The organism is Streptomyces sp. NPDC033174, assembly GCF_055577795.1.
On record NZ_JBVIPQ010000016.1, the window covers coordinates 39776 to 61360 of the forward strand.

Annotated in this window: 17 protein-coding genes and 3 pseudogenes; 12 read left to right on the plus strand and 8 right to left on the minus strand. The window is 68.2% G+C overall.

The window, feature by feature from the left end; genetic code table 11:
* The first annotated feature begins 170 nt into the window (after nucleotides 1-170).
* From ACZ5VC_RS32505 to ACZ5VC_RS32515, 3 genes and pseudogenes are all read left to right on the plus strand, one after another.
* On the plus strand, nucleotides 171-1322 hold the full coding sequence (locus ACZ5VC_RS32505) for a hypothetical protein (RefSeq protein WP_469123555.1): 1152 nt from the start codon (nucleotides 171-173) through the stop codon (nucleotides 1320-1322).
* A gap of 913 nt (nucleotides 1323-2235) precedes the next feature.
* Nucleotides 2236-2382 carry a hypothetical protein gene (locus ACZ5VC_RS32510; RefSeq protein WP_469123556.1) on the plus strand — a complete coding sequence of 49 codons (147 nt, stop codon included), beginning with the start codon at nucleotides 2236-2238 and terminating at the stop codon, nucleotides 2380-2382.
* A gap of 791 nt (nucleotides 2383-3173) precedes the next feature.
* Nucleotides 3174-3948, plus strand: a pseudogene (locus tag ACZ5VC_RS32515) (phosphotransferase); the annotation flags it as partial.
* An 80-nt stretch (nucleotides 3949-4028) separates the two neighbouring features.
* Here ACZ5VC_RS32515 and ACZ5VC_RS32520 read toward each other — a convergent pair.
* Both ACZ5VC_RS32520 and ACZ5VC_RS32525 read right to left on the minus strand, forming a co-directional pair.
* Complete coding sequence (locus ACZ5VC_RS32520) at nucleotides 4029-4436, minus strand: HEAT repeat domain-containing protein (protein ID WP_469123611.1); 408 nt, start codon at nucleotides 4434-4436, stop codon at nucleotides 4029-4031.
* Nucleotides 4437-5023: 587 nt separating this feature from the next.
* Complete coding sequence (locus ACZ5VC_RS32525; RefSeq protein ID WP_469123557.1) at nucleotides 5024-6361, minus strand: aminotransferase-like domain-containing protein; 1338 nt, start codon at nucleotides 6359-6361, stop codon at nucleotides 5024-5026.
* Between the two features lie 88 nt (nucleotides 6362-6449).
* On the opposite strand from ACZ5VC_RS32525, the gene ACZ5VC_RS32530 reads away from it, so the two are divergent.
* A complete protein-coding gene (locus tag ACZ5VC_RS32530) occupies nucleotides 6450-7073 on the plus strand; it encodes a DJ-1/PfpI family protein (protein ID WP_469123558.1) in 624 nt (207 codons plus the stop codon).
* A gap of 557 nt (nucleotides 7074-7630) precedes the next feature.
* Here the strand turns inward: ACZ5VC_RS32530 and yidD are convergent.
* The 4 genes from yidD to ACZ5VC_RS32550 all read right to left on the minus strand — a co-directional run bounded on the left by yidD (nucleotide 7631) and on the right by ACZ5VC_RS32550 (nucleotide 12339).
* Complete coding sequence (yidD, locus tag ACZ5VC_RS32535; protein WP_469123559.1) at nucleotides 7631-8245, minus strand: membrane protein insertion efficiency factor YidD; 615 nt, start codon at nucleotides 8243-8245, stop codon at nucleotides 7631-7633.
* 49 nt (nucleotides 8246-8294) lie between these two features.
* Nucleotides 8295-9329: a hypothetical protein gene (locus ACZ5VC_RS32540; protein WP_469123560.1), complete on the minus strand. Its 1035-nt coding sequence runs from the start codon at nucleotides 9327-9329 to the stop codon at nucleotides 8295-8297.
* A 595-nt stretch (nucleotides 9330-9924) separates the two neighbouring features.
* Nucleotides 9925-10791 (minus strand): AraC family transcriptional regulator, encoded by an 867-nt coding sequence (locus ACZ5VC_RS32545; RefSeq protein ID WP_469123561.1) that lies wholly within the window; start codon nucleotides 10789-10791, stop codon nucleotides 9925-9927.
* A 1026-nt stretch (nucleotides 10792-11817) separates the two neighbouring features.
* Entirely contained in the window at nucleotides 11818-12339 is a 522-nt protein-coding gene (locus ACZ5VC_RS32550) for a P-loop nucleotide/nucleoside kinase family protein (protein ID WP_469123562.1), read from the minus strand.
* Nucleotides 12340-12833: 494 nt separating this feature from the next.
* Here ACZ5VC_RS32550 and ACZ5VC_RS32555 point away from each other — a divergent pair.
* From ACZ5VC_RS32555 to ACZ5VC_RS32570, 4 genes and pseudogenes are all read left to right on the plus strand, one after another.
* Nucleotides 12834-13034: pseudogene (locus ACZ5VC_RS32555) on the plus strand (NUDIX hydrolase); the annotation flags it as partial.
* Between the two features lie 158 nt (nucleotides 13035-13192).
* Complete coding sequence (locus tag ACZ5VC_RS32560) at nucleotides 13193-14587, plus strand: outer membrane protein assembly factor BamB family protein (RefSeq protein WP_469123563.1); 1395 nt, start codon at nucleotides 13193-13195, stop codon at nucleotides 14585-14587.
* Between the two features lie 647 nt (nucleotides 14588-15234).
* Nucleotides 15235-15564, plus strand: coding sequence for a hypothetical protein (locus ACZ5VC_RS32565; protein ID WP_469123564.1), 330 nt, complete (start codon nucleotides 15235-15237; stop codon nucleotides 15562-15564).
* Nucleotides 15565-15575: 11 nt separating this feature from the next.
* Nucleotides 15576-16046, plus strand: coding sequence for a hypothetical protein (locus tag ACZ5VC_RS32570; RefSeq protein ID WP_469123565.1), 471 nt, complete (start codon nucleotides 15576-15578; stop codon nucleotides 16044-16046).
* A gap of 95 nt (nucleotides 16047-16141) precedes the next feature.
* On the opposite strand, the gene ACZ5VC_RS32575 is transcribed toward ACZ5VC_RS32570, so the two are convergent.
* Nucleotides 16142-16705: a dihydrofolate reductase family protein gene (locus tag ACZ5VC_RS32575; RefSeq protein WP_469123566.1), complete on the minus strand. Its 564-nt coding sequence runs from the start codon at nucleotides 16703-16705 to the stop codon at nucleotides 16142-16144.
* A 333-nt stretch (nucleotides 16706-17038) separates the two neighbouring features.
* On the opposite strand from ACZ5VC_RS32575, the gene ACZ5VC_RS32580 reads away from it, so the two are divergent.
* Nucleotides 17039-17761 carry a dienelactone hydrolase family protein gene (locus ACZ5VC_RS32580; protein WP_469123567.1) on the plus strand — a complete coding sequence of 241 codons (723 nt, stop codon included), beginning with the start codon at nucleotides 17039-17041 and terminating at the stop codon, nucleotides 17759-17761.
* 436 nt (nucleotides 17762-18197) lie between these two features.
* Nucleotides 18198-18590 (plus strand): VOC family protein, encoded by a 393-nt coding sequence (locus ACZ5VC_RS32585; RefSeq protein ID WP_469123568.1) that lies wholly within the window; start codon nucleotides 18198-18200, stop codon nucleotides 18588-18590.
* 369 nt (nucleotides 18591-18959) lie between these two features.
* Here the strand turns inward: ACZ5VC_RS32585 and ACZ5VC_RS32590 are convergent, their stop codons facing one another.
* On the minus strand, nucleotides 18960-19661 hold the full coding sequence (locus ACZ5VC_RS32590; RefSeq protein ID WP_469123569.1) for an NAD(P)-dependent oxidoreductase: 702 nt from the start codon (nucleotides 19659-19661) through the stop codon (nucleotides 18960-18962).
* Nucleotides 19662-19772: 111 nt separating this feature from the next.
* Here ACZ5VC_RS32590 and ACZ5VC_RS32595 point away from each other — a divergent pair, with 111 nt between their 5' ends.
* Together ACZ5VC_RS32595 and ACZ5VC_RS32600 are read left to right on the plus strand one after the other, a co-directional pair.
* On the plus strand, nucleotides 19773-20483 hold the full coding sequence (locus tag ACZ5VC_RS32595) for a TetR/AcrR family transcriptional regulator (protein WP_469123570.1): 711 nt from the start codon (nucleotides 19773-19775) through the stop codon (nucleotides 20481-20483).
* Nucleotides 20484-20774: 291 nt separating this feature from the next.
* A pseudogene (locus tag ACZ5VC_RS32600) lies at nucleotides 20775-21543 on the plus strand (transposase).
* The last annotated feature ends 42 nt before the right edge of the window (nucleotides 21544-21585 follow it).

A 21585-nucleotide genomic window follows, 5' to 3' on the forward strand; every position in this document is an offset into this window, starting at 1 on the left:
CGGGCGACGGGTTATCCCGCGCGCTTCGGTCGCCTGCCCTCATCTGCTGAACCCGGGTGGTCCGCCGCCGCCAGGAAGCGTGCCCGACCGGGCCATTACGGCCTGATGGACTCCACCGCTCGGGCCGCGGACCATACTGGTCGAGCCCTGATCACCCACTGGACGGTTCCATGGCTAAGAGCAGCTCTTCATCGACCACTGTCCCCGACACCGTGTGGCTCGGGCGTGGGCGTCACCTCGGGCCCGATGCCGAGCGGGACGTCCGGCGCAACCTGACCGCCCTCAGGGCTGCCGGAGTGATCGACGATTTCCTGGACCTCGACCCGATCGAGGCGGCCCGCTCGACCGATCTGTTCCCTCGGGACGAATCCGCCGACGCCGGCCCGTCCGCCCGCCGGCTCTTCGAGGCCCGCTGGCGCGTGGCCGACGGTGTCACAGTGCGCGCTCAACTGACCACGTGCGAGCCGGAGTCCCGCCGCATCGAGAGCGAGGGCGTCACCTGGGTGCTCGCCGCCGAGGCAGAGCGGGCGTGGGAAGCGAGCTGGCCCTCACCCGCCACCGTGTTCTGGCCCGACAGCGACCAGGTCGCCTGGGATCATGAGAGGGTGCCGGGCGTGCGTCTGCGGACGACGAACCACCTGCCGAAGGACGACGGCGAGTTGCGGCGTCTGCTGCGGGGCTGCACCCAGCAGAGCTGGTTGATCCATGTCGTCGTGCACGAGGCGATGACGCCGGACGCGCGGGGGCGGCAGCCGATCACCGCGTTCCTGCCACCGAGCCTGCGGCACCGGGTGGTCGAGCACCGGGCCACGCCGGAGCAGGCGCTGATCGCCGACTTCGCGATGAAGCGTGAGCTGGGCGTGGGGCTACCGCGCGGCGGGGCCGTCGTCCTGCCCCCGACGCCGCAGGTCCCGGGCTACGACGCGGAGCGCTTCACCGTACGCGATGTCTTCCTGAACGGCACGGAACCAACCGAACTCCTCCAGACGATCGCGGAATTCGCCTCACTGCCGCGACCGCTGCCGGCCGACGCCGAACAGGTCCTCACACGACTGCGCCAAGCCTGGCACCTGCTCACCCCGGACGAGGAGCTTGTCCACGCACGGGCCATGGTCACCAGGTACGCCAAGGCGCTCGAGGCCATGACCGCATCCTGTGACCTGTACCGTGAAGCGGCCGAGTCGGCCCTCGCCGCACTCGCCGAGGCAACCAGCGGCAATGACGCGTCCCGGACGCCCACGCCCACTGCGGCCCAGCAGGACACCTCACCGCTGAAAACCCTCACGAAGACGCTCGCGCTCTTCCGCAACCCGAACCGATAGAGGGCCGGATAGGAGATCCAGTGCCGTCCCGAGTCGTGAGTGTGTCCCTGCCTGGCCGAGCCCGAGTGAAGAGGAAGGCGCTGGATTCGCCTCCGGAGAGGGTGTCGGTGTCACGGTGCTTTCCTGTCCAGGCGTCGGTCATCTTCAGGCCGAGGCCGGAGCGGGCGCCGTGTGATGCTCGGTCGTCGAAGTGGACGAGGGTGTAGCGGTGTTCTGACACACGCGTCAGAGACTTGACGCCGGAGACCTCCACGAAGGCCACCAGGTGCCGCTCCAATTCACGGGCCATCCGGAGCTTGTCCGCGAACGGCAAGGCGGGGACCTCGTTGCACCAGAGATCTAATGGGACAGCGGGGATGAGTCAGGACAGCCAGGACAGCGGCGTCCGACGGCGCGGAGTAGCGCGCGTCCGCCAGCACCGACTTCAGAGAGTTCCGATCGAACGCGTTGGTATGCGCGAATTCAATTCGATTTCCCCTCGGCACACGGACACCGACCCCGCCACGCCACCGGCCCCGGCGGCTGTTCGCCGACCGCAGCTACGACTACGACAAATACCGCCGTCTCATCCCGGCCCTTGGGGTCACACCAAAGATCGCCCGCCACGGCACCCCGCACGGCTCCGGCCTGGGCAAGAGCGCGCGAACAGGCTCCCCGTCGGTCAGGAGCTTTCACTGTTCAAAAGGCAGACACCAGCGTTCCCGACGGGCAGCCGGGGGAGAAAGGCTCTTGAACTCTCACGAATTACAGCCTCACGCAATTATTCGAGTTGCCGAGGCGCTAGCGGCATGTTCGGCCCGACGACCCTTGTGTGCCACCATTCGACGATATTGGTTTTCACCATCAATGCGAACCAGCTGTGCGCATCTGGCGACGCGTCGGGCAGCGAAGCGGAAGAATCTTCTACCGGAAAGTGCAGCGTGAGACTCCACTGCTGTTCGCGCATTCCAGTTGGAGCTACGTCAACTATGGCCACGAGGCGAACTCCGTCACCCTCTGGCGCGAGAGCGGCTCGGGAAATCTCGAATACGACCCCTCCCGGGTCACCGAACTTCCCTGAGAGCATTCTACTAAGCCCGTCGGATGTGCCGCTCTCGTCCTTCATGGATCTACTCTAGCAGGCCGCCTCATTTTGCCGCAGGGCCGCCGATCCAATGTGCCCCGGCTGGTAGTAGGCAGTGATAATCCCTTGCGGGCGTACGCCGCTTCCACCAAGCGGGCCATTATTGAAAACCACCTTGAACGCCATCGGGGGCACTGGGTCAGGTTCGTATAGTAGAAGCCGAAGCTCTGCTTTCCTCGAGCGACCGTGTTTGCAATCATGCTGCTGTTGTATCCATGGCTCGGCACCATGTGGCGGTAACCCCACGTCGAAGTCCCGCAGCGGAGTGGGGCATTAACGAATCCGCGCGTGAAGTTCTTCACTGTTTCGGCGATCCTGCAGGAAAACTCACCTCCGCACCAGCGCTGAACCAACGTAGGAGGGCCGTTTACCGTGGAAACGGCCCTCCTGCGCGCGGCGCTCGGGTCAGGTGGGGTTCACCTGAGTGATGCCGGCGCCCATGTACAGCTCGGATGGACAGCGACGGGACGATGGACGGGGGCTTCTTGATTGCTCAGCGGAGCTGCCGCCCCGCAATGGCCGTCCTACTCTGGTCATCATCCGCTCAGGGGGTTCCTGGAGGGCTGCATGCCTCGTCCGATCTGGTCCAGCGCCATCAGCTTTGGCCTGGTCACTTTTCTGAACTTTGAGGCCGGTCCGTCCCAAGGCCTCTGATCTGTAGCTCATGAAACCGACTCGGTGATGCCAGAGGCATCACAGCGAGATGTTCTGGAGAGCGCGAGCCGCTCCGAATGTGGCGTCTCGGGACGAGTTGACCGTGCGCATGCAGCGCATGGACCCCACCCCGGAGCTCCAGCTCAAGGAGCGTCGGTGGCTACCATGCTGGCTCCGCTCCTTCCGCTCCCTGTGCCGACTCCAGTGCGGTTCGGCGAACTGTCCGAGCACTTTCTCAAGCACTGGACCGTGACGACGTGGTTCCCGGCGAGCCGCTGGACCACGGCTCGATCAGCCGCGGCGCCCAAGCGCCGATACGCGGGCGGGCTTTCTCTGGGCGCTCCAACTGGTGGCGCCCGCCGAAACGCCGATCGCTACGGACCGCGGTGCCCATCCCAGGGACTGCACGGACGGCTTCGAGAACTTCTTCCAGGCCGTTGCCCCCGACGACATCGCTGCCGACGTCCGGGCCGTCTGGGACGACGCGGTTGCGGCCCAGGCGTGGGAGGGGCCCGCCGGTATGGGTGCATGGCGACTCCATCCCGCGAACGTCGTCGTCTCGGACGGAACGCTCTCGGGCATCGTCGACTTCAGTGCCATGTTCGCCGGCGATCCGGCGTGGGACCTCGCCGCAGCATGGGTGCTGCTACCCACGGGGACGGCCTCACGGTTCTCGACATGTACGTGCATGCAGACGACGGCGATCCGGCGCGCCCGCGGCTTGGCCGCGATGAAGAGCCTCTTCCTGATGCTCATGGGGCAGAACGGAGATCGGGGTCTTCCCGGCGGCAAGCCGAACTGGGGACTGCAGGCCGGGCGGCACTTGATCGTGTTCTGAAGGGCGTTTGATGCGCGCTTCTTTGAACTTCGAACCCCGCGTCCCCCGGGCAACGGCTGCATGAACCAGCCCACAGGCAGGTCGATGCAGATCAACACCTTGTGTCGTCTGCCCATGCCGAGATATCCGCGGCCCCCCGACGGACAGCCTCTTCCGGATCCCGGGCGAGCGTCCCGCAGGCCGCTGCGAGGTCCGGCACACCGCCCAGTCCCACGAGCGCGTCATGCACCCCGGTCTGCAGCCAGTCGGCCTGGTTGTCGTCAGCCTCGGCAATCGCGAGAGCGATAAGCCTTGTGGCGGCCACCGTCCCCACCCGGGCCAGGGCCTCTGCCGTCTGCCGGGTCACCGCCGTGTCCTCGACGTCCAGCAGCAGTCCCACCAGCGTTTCCGCAGCCTCAGGAACATCAGCGAAGGAAGCAAGGTCGCGCCCGGCACGAACACGTCGCGCCCACCAAGGAGACGCCGCCTCAGCCAAGGCTTCCTCCAACCCACTCGTCATCTCTGGCACGACCAGACACTCTCATGCCCCACAGAGAAGATCGAACCCCGGGCAGAAGCCGCCCACACGCTTGACGAAGAACATAGAGCATCCGCCACCGACAACGGCCCGCCATCGAGACGGCCCCGGGGCCGGTGCCGCAGCCGTCGTTCCACCCCGCTGACCGCCGGGTCGTCCCCGGGGTCCACGATGATCGCCATTGACGAGGAGCCGACAGTCACTGTCGCACCAGGAACCGGAGGCACATCGACGTCCAGACCGGCAAGGCTGAGGCCACATGCGTTCGACGTGGCCTAGAAGGGTCAGCGGCACCCGGCAAGGGCGTGCGGGGGCGGGGGCACGGCCGCCCCGTCGGCTGGCTCGCCGAGAGCCGTGGCGGGTGCAGGTGCTGCGCGGAAGGGATTTGCACAGCCGGATCTGGACCGCCGGAGGCGGGGCATGGGGCCCTTCAGAGCACACCCCGTGTTTCGACTCTGTTCGGCGGACCATGCCCCGGGCCATCCTCCCGCGCGCCGCCGTCGTCACCGCGCTGACGCGGGTTCTCCAGACGGGCCGGTGACGGCGCCTGTCGGCTGGTCGAGAGGAGTTCAGGCGTAGGCGTCCTCGATTGTGACTCGTCGCACTGTACGCAGCGCCGACTGGAGCCGGTCCAGGTCGGTCGAGCCCAGAGCGAGGCGGAGCGCCTGTGGTGTGTGCATCGAGGTGGTGAACGGCTCCGCCGTGGATACCGAAATGTGCTGACGCGCGAGGGTGGCGGTCAGGCGATCGGCGCGTGCGTCGTCGGGCAGCGGCAGCCATGTGAAGTAGGACGAGGGGTGGCTGATGAGTGGTAGGCCTGCCAGCTCTTGTCTGGCGAGTGCTTGGCGGGCCTTGGCGTCGTCTCGCTTCTGCGCTTCCAAGTGGTCCACCGTGCCGTCTTCAAGCCAGCGGCAGGCGACCGCGGTGGTGAGGGCCGGGGTGTTCCAGGTAGTCGCCCGGATCGCGCGTTCGAGCGACGGCACCATGGACGGCGGGGCGACGACGAGGCCGACCCGGAGGCCGGTGGCGATGCTCTTGGAGAGTCCCGAGACGTAGACGGTGATGTCCGGGGCGGTTGCAGCCAGAGGCGGCGGAGGGTCCTCGACCAGGTAGGCGTACGAGGCGTCTTCGATGATGAGCGGACCGTGCTGTCGAGCGATCTCGATCAGGCGGATGCGGTCAGTTGCCGGCATGACCCAGCCCAGAGGGTTGTGCAAGGTGGGCATGGTGTAGATCGCGCGCACAGGGCGGCTCGCGCACAGCTTCTCCAAAGCATCAAGATTCGGCCCGTTGGTGGTTGTGGGTATGGGCTCCAGGTCGAGATGAAAGGCATGCGCGAGCACCTTGAAACCCGGATAGGTGAGTGCGTCGACCGCGACGACGTCGCCGGCGTTGAGCGCGGCCATGACGGTGATGGCCAGGCCGTGCTGGGCACCGTTGGCGATGAGGATCTGATCCGCGTCCGTGGTGATTCCACGACACCTCAGGTGCCGTGCGATCGAGGCTCTGTCCTGGGGACGCCCTCGATGCGGTTGGTAGCGCAGCAGCGAGTCGAGATCACCAGAGGTGGCCAACTCCCGCAGGGCCTGCCGCAGGAGATCAGTCTGGCCGGGCAGCGACGGATAGTTGAAGTTGAGGTCGACCGCATCCCTGGCGACAACCTGCTGATCGATGCCGTGACCAGCGGGCACCTGAATGTCACGCACGAACGTGCCGCGGCCCTGTTCCCGGCTCACCAGGCCCATCGCATCCAGCTCGGCGTACACCCGAGTTGCGGTCACCACGGCGATGCCCTCGCGGGCGGCAAGCCCGCGATGTGTCGGCAACCGCACACCTGCGGCGAGCCGCCCCGTCCGGATGTCGGATGCGAACGCGTCGACCAGCTGTTTGTACCGCGAGGCTGCCATGCGCCGAATTGTATCCATGACAATTCTTTGACTGTCATGTTCGCGAGTCCTTACCGTCAAGACCCACTCATCCGGAAGGACAGCCGCCGTGCACATCGCCATCCTCACCTTCGAGGGCTACAACGAGCTCGACTCTCTGATCGCGCTCGGTGTGCTCAACCGCATCAAGACCGACGGCTGGCGCGTCACCATCGCCACCCCAAGCCCCAAGGTGACGTCCATGAACGGGGTCACCATCGAACAGATGTCGACTCTTGAGGAGGCGTGCGCCGCTGACGCCGTCATCGTTGGCAGTGGCATTGCTACCCGCGAGGTCGTCGAAGACCCGGCGATCATGAAGGTCCTGCGCGGACTGGACCCCTCGCGCCAACTCATCGCGGCGCAGTGCTCCGGCGCGCTCGTGTTGGCCAAGCTCGGCCTGCTCAACGACGTCCCCGCCTGCACCGACCTGATCACGAAGCCCTGGGTCGTCGCCGCCGGCGTTGAGGTGCTCAACCAGCCCTTCTACGCCAAGGACAACCTCGCCACCGCCGGCGGCTGCCTGGCCTCGCACTACCTCGCCGCCTGGATCATCGCCCGCCTCGAGGGCAACGACGCCGCCGAAAGCGCGCTGCACTATGTCGCCCCGGTCGGCGAGAAGGAGGAATACATCGAGCGCGCCTGGCGCAACATCACCCCCTACCTGCCCGCTCCCGAACCGGCGCTCGTCTGAACAACCAGTCGCAAGCAGCGACCGGCCAGGAAACCTTCACCCCCGACAGCCTGGCTGACCGCCCGCGGCCCGAACACCCACCGGACGAGAACAGCCCCTGCACGAGCAGTGGGCGTCCTGGGGATACAAGGGCGCCGCCCCGGCGGTTGCAAGAACTGGTAGCGCCGCAGCGCGCCGGCCGTGGCACCCGGGAAGGCGTAATAGTCGCCCGACAGGCGCTCCGCTCGATGTACCGCCAGGCTGGTACGGGCAGAGAGCCCGTGGATCCGGCTCGGCGGCGGGTCCTCCCAATGCGAGGACCATGTTGCTGGGCGCGCACGGCGCCAGGCCGCCTACGCGGCATCGGTCCTTCGGTTTGCGGTCATGGCCATCATTCTGCCAACTCCACGCCCGCAGTCAGGGATTGACGGGTCTCGCACGAGAGCCGGCGACTCCTGCCCGCCCGCCGTCGGCGTCCCCGGCCGCCACCAGCCGCGCGGCTGGCCGCGAGCGGGCAGGCCCGGACAGCGCCGGCCCCCAGGGCACGGCAGGCGCCGGGGCGGCGGCAGTGCGGGCGGTCAGCCGCAGCCCGGCGGCACCGGGTCGCGAAAGCCCCGGCGGCGGGCCGCACCTGGCCGGCAGCGAAGCAGGCGCCCCAGGATCAGCCGGCCGCCGCGGAGGGCGCCGTGGCGGTGGAGCGCCTGCACCGCGTAGGTGGAGCAGCTCGGGGTGTACGGGCAGCACGCCGGCCGGGTCGGGCTGACCACAACACGGTAGTGGCGTACGGACCGGTACATCACGGCGGCCACCCGTCCGCCCGGAGGGGGCGCAGCAGGGTCCGCGCCGTGGCCGGCAGACGTGAGCGAGGGGCTCAGAATGGCAAGCAGCAGGGCCGCCTGCGTCCACACGCCGCCGCAACAGCACGGGTGCGTCAGCGTGTCGAGCGTGGTCGCACAGCAGCCCTCGCCCTCCTCGCCGTCCGCGTTCTTCCTCCGGCGGCGCTCACCGCTTCCCGCCACTGTCCACCCTCCCCCGTCACACCAGAGAAAGATCATACAAAGGGAACGGGGCACACGAGGCCCTCCAGTTCCTTGCCCAGGCGCAACGACACGGCGGCGGCCCGATGCGGACGACGACGGGGCACGGGGTGCGCTGCGCGGCGGACATCGCCGCCGTGCGCGCGAAACTCCCATGGGCAGCCAACTGGTGGGGAGTTGACCAGCCGCGAGCGGTCACTCCACGTCAAGGCGCGTCAAGGCGCGTCAGACGGGTGGAATGGGTCCGGAGCCAGTACGAGCGGGCAGCGACAATCAGTGCGACTCCGTAGACGGCGAACGCAGCCATACCGATCCAGGCGACCAACAGTGCATCGCTCGAGGAGTGGAAGTCGCCTCGCCGCATCGTCACCACGCCGGCCGTGGCCAGCGCCGCGTAGCCGACGCCGAACATCCCGTACGGAGCCAGCGTCGCCGCGCCGGTCAAGGCCGGGGCCAGAGGGAGCCAGCGGGGGACGCGCCGGCCACGCAGCCACAGCGTCCAGCGCGGGAAGACCTGGCCCCACGGCCGGACCAGACCCCACAGCAGGAAGGTGCCGAGCGCGGCCAGCAGCACGGTTCCGTCCAGACCCCAGGACTCCAGGGTGAGCCAGATTCCTGACGCACCGTTGCGCTTGGAGATCGCGCGCATGTCCTCACCGGTCATCCCGGCGAAGGTGCCACCGAACGCCCAGATGAGCTTCATTGCCGCGTACGGCAGGAAAGCCACCGTACCGGCGCAGGCGGCGAGCTGGACCGCCCCGGAGGCGGCGGAAGGGGCCTGGACGACGGGCGCGGCGGGCGGGCGGCGGACAGACCGGGCAGTGGCCGCGAGCAGCAGGGCCCCGGCCGCCGCCAGCGCGTGGTTCGCAGCGGCCACCCCGCTGTCCACTCCCTGACCGAATACCAGTGTGATGACGTCCATCAACAGGCCGAATGCCGCGATCACGACCAGCACGCAGACCACCCACAGCAACACCCGCAACTCCGGCCGCAATCCGTACCGCGCCACCGCGCCACAGGCCAGGGCCGCCAGTGCCCCCACCCCCGCGACCCCCCAGCCCAGCGCCGAGGGTCCTGGCTCGCTGCCCAGGTAGAGCAGCGGCGTCCCGCTCAGCGCGCATGCCAGGCCGAAGCCGGCGTACACCACCGCCCACACCATCGAGGCCCGGCCCACCCAACGCCGCCACCGCTGCCCCCACATGCGCCACGGCGCCCTCGTCGTCCCTGTCGCACCGACCATGCACCGACCGTCGCATCGACCGCAGCGGCGCGACATCACCTGCTGGACCGAGCTCCCTCCGCCCATCAGGTGAGCACCTTCTACGCCCGAGGTATGCCGCTGACTCCACTGGGGATGGGAGAGCGGGGTCGGCATACCGGGAGGCATCCCGGCGGCTGGTGTGAGCTGGGGTGAGAGGCACGACGTTGGAATCGTTCGCGGCACAGGTCGCGACACTGTCAGGCGGGCGGAACCCAGACCTTGGTGACGATCGCGAACGAGATCTCACCATCGGGACCGCCATGGCCGGATGCGTCACCGCGTGGGTGGCCTTGTCGTGCGCCATGCCGTGCGGATCTGACGGCCACAGTCGACGTACTCCGCCTGCCGGCCCTTCCGGGCGGCCGCGAACTTCAACGCGTCACCCACCTTGCAGCCCGCACACGTCCGACGCGGTCACCGCCTCCGCCCTCACACGCCCACAGCAGCAGACCGGGTCCCCGCAGGGGCGCGGTCTGCGAACGTGACCCCAACTGTGACTGAGCGCTTCGGTTGGCCCGAAAGGCGGCCAACCGAAGCGCTTACACACGCCTGCCCGGGGGGCTTCCTGCTTTGTTCAGCCGTGCTCGGGCTCCACCGGGAGCCACAGTTCGGCGTCGGCCTCGGTCTTGTCCGGCGACAGGCGGGTGCGAAGGATCTCAGGACCGGTGCGGCTGCGGTACGGGTTCGACGGGAACCACTCGGTGAAGACGTCCCGCCACAGCTCCTGGATGGCCTGCGGCGCCGGCCCGGAGGTGGTGAAGACCGCCCAGGTGCCGGCCGGGACGGCCAACGTGGTCGTGCCCTCGGGAGCGGCCACGGAGGTGATCACGCCGTGGTGATAGTCGAGTTCGGTGCCCTCGGCGCGGCTGGGGTCCAGGTCGTCGCAGACCGCGACGATGCCGTGCGGCTCCTGGTCGGACAGCTTCTCCAGGCGCTCCAGGGTCTCCGGGTCGATCCTGCGGACAAAGTCCATGATCGCCTGGTTCGGCCCCGCATGCACCAGCGGTACCCGGGTCTTGAGCCCGACGACGGTGAAGTCCGCCTTGTCCACAATGCGGTATCGCATACTGCTACTCCCTTCAATGGTGAGGCGGAAGGCCATCCGGGACTGGGAGCTGAGCTCGGCACCGGTACGCCGGGCGTCGCCCGGTCCGATGCCGTGCATGGCACGGAACGCCCGCGCGAACGCCTCGCCGGAGCTGTAGCCATAACGCACCGCGATCTCCAGCAGCGTCTCACGCCCCACGAGTACTTCGGCGCCCGCGAGGGTGAGCCGACGGCGCCGGACGTACTCCGACAGCGGTATGCCCGCGAGCGCGGAGAACATCCGGCGCAGGTGGTACTCCGAGGTGGCCGCGATGCGTGCCAGCTCTTCCACCTCGATGTCCTGGTCGAGATGGCGCTCGATGTGCTCCATAGCCTGGTTCAGCCGCTCCAGCATGCCCGGTCTCCTTCCTCTTGATGACCACCACGCTAGGCAGCGCCTACCATGCCGGACCCGACATCTTGTGCCCGATCAAGTCGGGTGCACGAGGCAGCCCGGAAGGTCGAGCGGCAGGTGGTCTGCCCAGCTACGGTCCGATGCATCGCGTGCGGCGCACCGGGTGCGCGCGAGCTGTGCATCGCCGAATGGTGCACACGGGTGCGGTGCGGGACATCGTGGCGCACACGAGAGTGCCAGGCATCGTCAGCCGATGGGACCCGGAGTGGCCCGGTGGCGCCCGCCAAGACCGTCGAGGTGCACGCGAGCGGCCATGCGAGCGATAAGTCAGCGCGCTGCGGATGCGATGCCCAGCCCGTATAAGTGCCCACACCTCATTGAAACGTTCGCAACGCGAAAGGAGGCCCACAGTGGGCACGCGCGAGGACAATGAGGAGCGGATGAGGGTGCTCCGTGAGCTGGAGAAGCAGGTCAACGCGCCAGCGAAAGGGGCGGCCCGGGGCGGTGCGGCTGGGACTGGCTGGACTGGCTGGACTGGCTGGACTGGCTGGACTGGCTGGACTGGCTGGCGACCGTACGCTCTATGCGTCGAACGTCCAGGCTGGGCGGGACTTTGCCCAGGCAGAGATCGACAAGCTGACACCTCACCAGGGCAGTAGTCAGGAAACAGACGCCAGGCTGGAAGCAGCCGCTGTCGTGAGGGACGCCCTCAACCGTGCCCTCGGCGAGAGCTGAGAAGCCGCCGCTGAACGCCCGGGACGCCACCGCGCAACCAAGCGCTGTCCTGGGCTGACCACACCTCGCCGGACCGAGGCCCAGAAAACCACGGGATGTCGGTGCCGCCGAACACGGGGCGCGGCGGTCGCAGATGAGCCGAAGCTCAGTAGTTGTCACCGGCAGAGCCGGATGACATGGCGAATGGGACCGGCCGAAACAGCCTGGTTGTCACCAGTGAGGCACGCCGCTTGTCACAAATGCTCATACAGCAGCCCTTGTGTCACCAGTAGCGATGATCGACGGCGGACCTCAGCTCTTGACGGCCTCCGCGATCTGCAGGGCGGCCTGGGCGGGCGTGAGGTGCGTGGTGTCGACGACCTCGGCCTCACCGTGCAGCCACGTGCGGGCCGCCTCGGCGTAGGGCTCGAGGTATGCGAGACGGAACGGGGAAGGACCAAGGTCCGTGTCCCCCTCGATACGCCCGCGGAGGGTTTCCTGGTCAGCATGGAGAACGAAGTGCCGTACCGGAATCGCATGCTGGGCGAGGCCCGAGCTGATCTCGCGCCAGTACTGCTCGACCAGGACAGTCATGGGCATCACCAGAGTGCCACCGGTGTAATCGAGTACGTGGCGGGCGGTCTCGACCACGAGCGGCCGCCAGGGCGACCAGTCCTGGAAGTTGCCCGTCCAGGGCAGCCCCGGCTTGATGTCCATGAGCGTCTCACCGACCTTTTCGGCATCGAACACCCGCGAATCCGGGATCAGCTGCTGCACGAGTGCACTGGTCGTCGTCTTGCCTGCGCCGTGGGTGCCGTTGAGCCATACGATCATGGAACAAACGCTAGCGTCGTGTGGCACGCAGGTGGTCTCAACCGCCAAGATCAGGTGTAGCCGGTCACGGAAACGTCGCACCGACTGCGCAGCCGCCCAGTCGGTGACAACAAGCCTGCCCCAGTGCCAACAAGCTTGCTTCGGCTACACAGACATGTGACTGAGCGCTGTACTTGGCCCCTGGGCGTTCTAGTTGGCCGGGGCCGCACAGAAGGTGCCCGTCCGGCCGGAGGGCGGCGACGGGATCGACGTAGGCGCGGCCGCCGAGGGCGACGAGCTCGGCGACGTGGTGGAGTCCGAGGCGGCCGGCCTGGTCGCGCAGCTTGTCGGGCCGAACGGCGCCGGGCTCGCCCATGCGCTGCTCGTACGGGGCCAGCCGCTCGTCGGACGATCACGAAGCCGTGGGCCGCGGAAAGGACCATCGCCTTCTCAACCAACCAGCAGCCCACCAGGTCAGCCACCACCCCAAACACCAACCAACCGCCCCTGAGCGTCAAGTCCACCCGAAGACGGGCCGGCTGGTGTCGTACGCGGCCTGCGAGGTGGTGGGCGGCACCGCCCATGTCGCGGACACCGAGGAGCTGACGGAGCTCGCGTGGGTCGCCGAGGAACAAATCCCGCAGTACGTGCCGTACGGGCTGTTCAAGCCGGGCAAGGACTACCTCGACACGGCCCTGCCCCGTACGTGCATGTGATGTGCTGGCGGCACGGCCTGGTTGCTGCGCGTGCCGTACATCTTGTGCCTCTCGCTTCCTCGGGGCCGCTCACGCTGTCTCAGTCGATCGTGGTGCGATCCGGTCTCCGTCGGCCGCGAGGGGAAGCCCGGAAGCAGCTGGACGCGAAAGGTGAAGCAATGAACGCACGGGGTCACGCCGGACGACAGAGGCGGCACGTCGGCCGCCGAGCAGTGCTCGGGGCCGGGGTCGTGGGCGTCGGGGCCTTTGCGGCGTGGAAGGTCTTCGGCGGCGAGGAGGACGCGGGCATTGCGGCGCCGCCCGAGCGCCAGCCCGCCTGGACGTACCCGATGAAGGGGGCTGCCGCCGGAGTGACTTGGCTGAGCACTGCGGGCGGCTCTCTCTACGTCACCTCGGACGGCCCAATGTCCGTGCACGCGGTGAACGCCGGGAGCGGACGCGTGCGGTGGGTGGCCGAGGTGACCGGCGGCAAGCAGGGGGACGCGGTGCTCGGGCCTGTCACCGTCGCCGACGGAACCGTCTATGCCGCGGCCAGGGGCGGGCACGTCAACGCCTTCGCGGACGGCGACGGCAGCCGGCGCTGGGCGAGTGGGCCGCTGGGCGGCGGTTCCCCCGCCGCGCCTGTGGTGATCGGCTCCACGGTGTGCGTGCTGATGTCGACGGAGAAGACGGCGGACGAGGCCGGTTCCACCCGCACCCTGGTCGAGGGTGTGCTGTGCGGGCTGGCTACGGGCACGGGGCGCATCAAGTGGCGGACCGAGGGGAACCGGCTCCTGCTCGGAGACCCCTCCCGCGGACAGGTGATCGCGGAGACCCGGGGCGGCGAACGGATCGTCGCACTCGACGCGGATACGGGGCACGAGCGCTGGTCACTGCCGAAGCAGGACAGCGTGGTGCTGGCGACGGATACGAAGCTGATGTACGCGACCGGGTCGGGGAAGGCCAATGAACTGGCCGCGTACGACCTTTCCACCGGGGAGCGGCGCTGGAGGTCTCCCGCGCCTCCGAAGGAGAGCGCAGAGGGCTCGGGTGCGCGGATCACCCTCTCCGCCGACGGGCGTACGGTCTACGCCTGCGAGGGCGGGACCGGGGCCGTGTACTCCTACGACGCCGCGACGGGCGACCGGCGCTGGCGCGCCACGGTCGATTCGCCGGTGACTCCCGAGGCCGCGTCGGGCGGGTCCGCCATCTTCCTGGCTACGAGTGACGGTTACCGGGGCGCGCACTCCGTCGACTCCGGCTTCCAGAACCCCTTCTCCGACGTGGAGAAGGAGCCCGGCGGCTACGTCACCGCAAGAACCGCATCCGATGGCAGGCAACTGTGGCGTACGCCGTCCAACGGCTGCACCTCCGCACCGGCGTTGCCGAACAGTCAGTCCGTATTGGTGGCCCACACCTCGGAGTTGTGGGCCTACAACGCCCGTACGGGAGCGGCACTATGGCGCGTGAAGGGCGAGCCGGGTGCGGATGGAGTCCCCCTGGTCGCCGACAGCATGCTGTACATGCTCACGGATGCGGGGGTCAGCGCGGTTTCGGCTTCGGCTACGGCGTGAGGCCCCGCAGGCCAGTGCGGTAAGTCGCCGTTAATGGTTGCGAATTGGGCCCGTGGGCCCATGCGTCTGCCGACGCCGCTCCTCCTGGGGTTCAGTCGCTTCGGTCGCTGTCTGCAGTGTGGTTCCGAGGGTGGTCGTGACCCAGTGGGTGGCGACCTGCTGCCAGACGGCGGTGTCGTAGAGGCGGGGGCCTTGAGGGCGAGGGTGCCGGGGTGATCGGAGGGCGGCGGTCGGCATCGGTGCGGAGTCTCCATCTAGCGGCCCCTTGTGGTGAAGGTGCTGTCGGCGGTGCGGAGTGCGCGCTGCAGGAGCTGCGTTGCTCGGGGACGGTGGAGTCGATGCGGGCGATCAGGAGCCGCCCGTCGGGGAGATGGGTGCGTCTCCTCCCTCAAGCCTGGCGAGGTCGGATTCCCCAACGCCGCATCGCCGTCGTACGGGCGGCGAACCGCTCGACGAAGGAGCCGGAGCGCCACGGGCGGTTGCTCGGCTGACCTGGGCGGGAGCGCTGCCGGCGTCCGATCGCTTGTCGGGCTGGTGCCCGGTGTTTCCCGTGGCTCCCCGCACGATCTGGCACGGGTGTGGCACGTCTCATTCCCACGGGCGGCAGAGCTGAAGCCGCTAGCATTCTGCACGTCGAGGGGGGAGCCATGGCACTGGGGCGTAAGGGCGCACGGCGCATCGTTGTCGGCGGCACGGCCTTTCGCTGGCGGCTGCGACGCAGGCCGACCTACTTCCAGGGTCTGGCCTGGTCACCGTGCACGTTCGCGGTTGAGCATGTGGACAGCTCGGGGACAACGCTCGTGGTTACCACCAATCAGCCGCACCTGAGCAACTGGATCGGCCGCGAGGCCAAACCGGTACTGCCCTCCGACGTTGCCTCAGCGATCGAACGTGCCCTACGTGAGGGTTGGACCCCGACGGCTCCAGGCTCGCCCTTCCATCTCGACCTGTCCACCGGCTTCATGCCCTCGCCCTGAGCGGAGCAGAGGTGACCGCCTCACCGCCGCGAACGGGACACGAATACCACCTCACCACTTGTTCGGGCGGGGCGGCAGAGCCGCCCGATCACGCCAAAAGGCTGTCATCGTCGCAGGGCGAGTTCGGCCCGCCGGCACCGGTTTCGCGCGGCGGCGCTCATGTCTGCCTCCTGGAGTACGAGGAGGAGAACGGCAAGCCGGTCCCGCCCCAGTTCGAGTACTTCCACGACGGCGAGCTGCTGAGCAGCTGCAACCTGCACCTGGACGCCTCGTGGGGCTACCAAGGGGTCGACGGCGACCCCGCAACAGCCGCTCAAGTGCAGGAGCGGCTGACGGCCGCTGGCCTCCCGGACCCGGAACGGGACCAAAGGGAGGTTCACCGCGCCGCGCTGGGCGGTGTGGAGGAGTTCTTCGGGCTCTGCCTGCCGAAAGATCCGATCGTGAGCGGGGCGCTGCCGGCCGTCCTGCTGGAACCGGCTTGATCCGTAGCCGGGCCCACGCAAGGCTTCCGAGGGGCGTCGCTGCCGTGACGATGCGGTGACCTGCGGCGTGACCGAGGGCTCGGCGGACAAGTCGGCTAACGCGCCACCCGGTAGCGGAGGTAGACGACTCTCGAGCTGAAGGTGCGGGTCTCGACGAGTTCGAGATCCACCCGGCGCTCACGTTGGGGAAAGAACGGAATGCCACCGCCAACCAGCACCGGGTAGACCATGGCCCGGTACTCGTCGATCAGACCCAACGCGGCCGCCTCGGCGGCGAGGGTCGCGCCGCCGATCGCGATGTCGCCCTCCCCCGGCTCGGCTCGCAACCGCTCGATCTCCTCCGCCAGGCCGCCGGAGGCCAGCCGGGCATTGCCCTGCACCGCCGACAGCGTGGTGGAGAACACCACCTTGGGGAGCGGCTTCCAGATCGCTGCCCACTCGAGCATCGAGTCGTCGAGCGACGGATCCTGGTCGGCGGTCTCCCAGTACAGCATCGTCTCGTACAGCCGTCGTCCCAGTAGGTGGACGCCGACCTGTCGAATCTCGTCGATCCAGAAGCGAAAGACCTCCTCGACGGGCGCCGTCCAGTCGAAGTCGCCGTCCGGCCCGACGATGTAACCGTCAAGTGAGACGCCCATCGAATAGGTCACGCTGCGCATCAGAAGTCCTCCTCGGTAACGGGTTCGACAGTACGACCACCGGACGCCGCAGGACTCATCGCAACTCGCGGGATCCCCTGGCCGGCCGAGTCACCTCACGAGATCATTTCATTGAGAAAGCCTCCGTGGCTCCGTGGCGTCCGGCCACGGAGCCTCCGCAAAAACCCGTTGGCGAACCACGGTGACCACTGCTACTTTTCGGGAGGCCGTGCGAGAGAACGAGGAGGTGGTACCCGTGAACGCAGTATCGACATGGGTGCTCCCCTCCGGGGTCACGGTCGGGCGATAGATCGTCCGGGAGCGCCGCTCTGAGCACTCCCGAAAGGCACGACCATGCAATTCACTTCTGAACAGCGCCTCGACAACGGCGTCCTCGAACGCGAATTCACCCTCGGCGAGATCCCCGGCACCCTGTGGACGCCTGAATCCGCCGAACCGGCCCCGCTGATCCTGTTCGGCCACAACGGCGGCTTGCACAGGCGGGAATCCAGGCTGGTGGGCCGGGCCCGGCAATCCGCGGCGTACGGCTACGCGGTGGCCGCCATCGACGCCCCCGGACACGGGGACCGGCCCCGTTCCGCCGTCGACGAGCAGGCCCGCGCCGACCTCCGCCGGGCGATGCAGGCCGGCGAGCCGGTCGACGAGATCTTCGAGTCCTTCATCGGCCCGCTGGTCGAGAAGACGGTCCCGGAATGGCAGACCACCCTGGACGCACTCCTGTCGCTGCCCGAGATCGGCGGCCCGGTGGGGTACTCGGGGTGGACAGCCGTCGGCATCCGCCTGGCGGTGGTCGAACCGCGCATCACGGCCGCCGGTTTCTTCGCCGGGGGTTACGTGCCCCGCGCCCAGCGCGAGGAGGCCCGGCAGGTCACCATTCCGCTGCTGTTCCTGCTGCAGTGGGACGACGAAGGGAACCCCCGGCAACGGGCCCTCGACCTGTTCGACGCCTTCGGCACCAAGGAGAAGACGCTGCACGCCAATACGGGTGGGCACGTCGGCACCCCGTGGTTCGAGGTGGAGGACGGGAACCGGTTCTTCGGCCGGCACCTGAAGTGAGGCCGGGCCGTCGGGCCGGCAGCGCACGCTAGGCGATATCGGCCAGGATGCCGCTCATCGAGGACAGGCCCCGGCCCTCCTCGATGGCGGTGTCGGCTCCTCGATCTGGCGACATCCCTGGCCACCGCCTCAGGCGGCCCCCACGAAGGGCACCAACCCCTCGGCGGGCCGAGCCGCACCGACCGCGGGCAGAGCGGCTCGGCCCGCAAGGAGCGCACGACGCATCTCCTCCACCGGCCGAGGAGCATGCCCCCCATCGTGCGGCGACACCGTCCCGGTCGCCCGACATTCTCCGCACCGCCTCTGTCGGGTGGTTCGCCGAGCCCCTTCTTGCCTCTCTGACAAGGTGCTTTCGGACGTCGGTCGAGTCCGCGCCCTTGTCAGGACCGCCCAGTCCTCATTATCTTGACATCAAGATTCTTATGGAGGAGAAGACGTGACTCCGGGAACGCTCAAGTACACCCTGGACGGCCTGCATCACGTGCAGCTTGCGATCCCTCCAGGCGCTGAGGAAGTCTGCCGCGAGTTCTGGGAAGGCGTTCTGGGCATGACCGAGATCCAGAAGCCGCCGGCGCTGGCGGCTCGCGGTGGGTGCTGGTTCCGAGGCGGTGGCCTGGAGGTCCACTTGGGGGTTGAAGAGGACTTTCACCCAAATAGAAAGGCGCACCCGGGCATCCTTGTCACCTCGCTCCAAGCGCTCGCCAAGCAGTTGGAAGACAACGGAGTGAGCGTCACCTGGGACGACAACTTCCCGGGCCACGACCGCTTCTATGCCTTCGACAAGCTGGGGAATCGGCTCGAGTTCCTTGAACCTGTCCGCGATTCCTGACGTCACATGATCAAGACGTCTTCTTCGTCCAGGTGTCCACGCGGGGGCCCCGCCATGTCGGGCGCCGGGTCATCATGGTGATGAGTGCCCAGTTCAGGTGCGGCTTCGGAGTGCAGATCATTCCCCGCCCGCCGGCACCGGTCCCGCACACCCGCCGACACCCCTGAACCCCGGCGTACGGCTCGCGGCCGAAGGCGGCCGGACACCCGCCCCAGCGGAAAACGAACTCTCCACTCCCCTGTCGGCCGTCGCACTCTTGGCCCCCGGCCCCGGCTGATCCACGCGTCGCCACCGGTCCGTACCGCCCCGATGCCGACTTCCAGGTGCGACCGGCGGAGGCGGAGTCCGGAGTCAACCCACCGATGTCGGTCAGTAACCGATGGTGAAGCGGCGCTGGACGAAGCGGGGCAGCTCCGCCTCATCGACGAGTGCGACGGCTGCGTCTTCCATGGAGATGTGGCTGCGTCCCTCCGCGTCGAGGACTGGCTGGTCGGTGCCGATGCGGAACCGGGCCGTGCGCTCGCCGGGGGCGATGTCCTCCGCAGGACTGAGGTAGGTCCACAGCCGGTTGGACGTGCGCAGGACGTTCAGGGCGTCGCGGTGCCCGCGTACCGCGGCGGCGTACTCCCTCGGCAGGCCGATCGCGCCAAGGGTCTCGTGCAGGAGGTCGTCACTGTCCGCCCGCACGAGTCCGGGCTCGATCTCGAGGCTGCCGGCGCCTCCGATGACGATCAGCCGGGTCCGGGGGTGGCTCTCCAGCGCCTTCAGCAGGCTTCGTGCGGCGGTTGCGTACAGGCTGGGATCGGCGATCGAGCGGGCCACCGTGTCGGCGATGTCCTTGGCGGCGTTGCCGGGCTGGAATCCGCTGATCAGCACGTCGAGACCGGGCAGTACGGCCGCCACGCTGCCGGCGTCGAGAACGTCGATGCTCTTCCAGGTGATGTTCTCCCGGCTTTCCTCGATTTTTGAGGCGTCGCGGCTGAAGGCCGTGACGTGGTGCCCCCGGCCGAGGGCTTCGGTGACGACGCGGCTGCCGATGCCGCCGGTGGCTCCGATGACTCCGATGTGCATGGCTCTCCCCTGTAGCTACGACGACCGCGATCCCTTCACGGCATGCGGAGACTATACGCCGTGAAGTAAATGAACGGCGTGCAGCATAGTGACACTGTAGAGTCTCTGGCTGTGGGAACGATCAGAGGACGCCGCGAGCGGCTGCGGGCCGAGACGACCGCCGAAATCAAGAAGGTCGCCCTTGAGTTGATGGCCTCGGGCGGCCCCGACGCGATCACGCTGCGAGCCATCGCCCGCGAGATGGGCATGACCGCCAACGCCATCTACGGATACTTCGCCACGCGCGACGACCTCGTCACGGCACTGATCAACGACGTGTACACCACGCTGGCTGACACCGTGGACTCCGCCTGGGAGGCCGCCCCCGCCCAAGAGCCGGCCGCCCGTATCCAGGCGTGGGCTCGCGCGTTCCGAGGCTGGGCCCTGGACCACCCCGAGGGTTTCCGCCTGGTCTACGGCGACCCCGTCCCCGGCTACCGCCCTCCCGAGGGCGGCGCCGCCCCGGACGCCGCCCGCCGAGTCTGCACTGGCATCACCGCACTGGCGGCCGCAGCCTGGCCACACGCAGAACACCGGTACGCGGACAGCGACTTCACCTGGTCCGACTTCGACGCCGGCCTCCTCGACAAGGTGCGGCCGGCCTTCCCCGACCTGCCCCCGGCCGCCGTGGCTCTCGCCCTGCGCATCTGGAGCCACCTGCACGGCCTGGTCTCACTGGAGATCTACGGCCACCTCCAGACCCAGACACGCAGCCCGGACAAACTCTTCACCGAAGAACTGGCCCAGCTCATCTGGACCTTGGGCATCGCCCCGCAGCGATAGAAGGCCCTGCACTCGGGCGCAGCTGGGCGAGGCTGAGCTGCGCACGTGGCCGTTGCTCAGCCTCGGCCGGCCTACGATCGCCCTGAGGCTCAGTCAGCCCACCCCATCCAACTGGAAGCCACACGCGGCCGCCTGAGCACCTCTCACGGGTTCCTACGACGAGGGTTGGCCGGGACGTCACCCGCGCCTGCACACAGACCACCTGACCAGACGCCCTTCAGCCCATAGTGAGCCGCTGGGCGGCCACTAAGAACTCCTAACGAAATGATCTTCGATGGGTCGGTTCCAGCCGTGTCTGGTGTGATCACGGCGTCGGAGCCCTCCTGGATAGCCCCGTTCACCGGGTCGAGCTCGCGTCAGTTCGGCAGACGGGCCACCGCCCTGCGGAGGGAAGGGGCGGACCCGGTCCGGAAGGGCCGGCCCTGGAGCCTGCCGCTGGAAGCCGGGTCCTCCTGGTCACCGCGTACTGGCGAACCAACCTCACCCTGCGCCAACTGGCCCGTTGTTCGGGGTGTCGAAGTCGGCCGCGGACCGCATCATCGATCACCTCGCACCGGCGCTCGCTCTGCAGCAGCGCAAGCGGTTCCGCAAGGACACCATGATCATCGTGGACGACACCCTGGTCCCCACCCGCGACCACCAGGTGGCCGAGCAGTCGAAGAACTACCGGTACTCCACCAACCACCAGGTCGCCATCGACGCCGACACCCGGCTCGTCGTCGCCGTCGGCCGGCTACTGCCCGGCAACCTCAACGACTGCAAGGCGTGGGAGTTGTCCGGCGTCAAGGACGTCGTCGGCCGCACCACCGTCATCGCCGACGGCGGCTATCGCGGCACCGAACTGGTCATCCCACGCCGCCGCCAGCGCGGCCAGTCCGAACTGCCGGCCTGGAAAGAGGAGCACAACTCCTCCCACCGCAAAATCCGCGCCCGCGTCGAGCACGTCTTCGCCCGCATGAAGAACTGGAAGATCCTGCGCGACTGCCACCTGAAAGGCGACGGCGTCTACCGCGCCATGCTCGGCATCACCCGCCTGCACGACCTCACCCTCGCCGGGTGACGGGTAACAAAAAGCAGGCCAACCAGCATGGCGTAGATCATT